This window comes from Undibacterium sp. SXout7W, from assembly GCF_049339385.1.
Classification (GTDB): Bacteria; Pseudomonadota; Gammaproteobacteria; order Burkholderiales; family Burkholderiaceae_D; genus Undibacterium.
The window spans coordinates 1-334 of the sequence record NZ_JBMPPF010000112.1 but is presented as its reverse complement, the minus strand read 5'-3'; the positions used below and the strand labels follow the sequence as shown (position 1 = coordinate 334).

Here is a 334-nt window from a genome sequence, read left to right as displayed (position 1 = left end):
AGTCCGCAGACAGATCAGAACGTTCTGGCTGACGCTTGAACGTACCTTCCATCTTGCCAGCATCAACTTCCAGCCAGGTTGGCTTTTCACGCTGCTCAGCCAGCTCCAGAGCGGCTTTCACGCGAGATTACTTTTTCGCTTTCTCACGAATGCTAACAACGTCATTCGCTTTAACCTGATAAGAAGCGATGTTAACAACACGACCGTTTACCATGATTGCTTTATGGCTAACCAGCTGGCGTGATTCAGCACGAGTCGCGCCGAAGCCCATACGGTATACAACGTTGTCCAGACGACCTTCCAGCAGAGCCAGCAGGTTTTCACCTGTGTTGCC

The 334-nt window shown here is 51.2% G+C and carries 1 pseudogene; it reads right to left on the bottom strand.

Annotated features, from left to right (window positions below):
- Positions 1–334, bottom strand: a pseudogene (rpsD, locus tag ACO0LB_RS20715) (30S ribosomal protein S4); the annotation flags it as partial.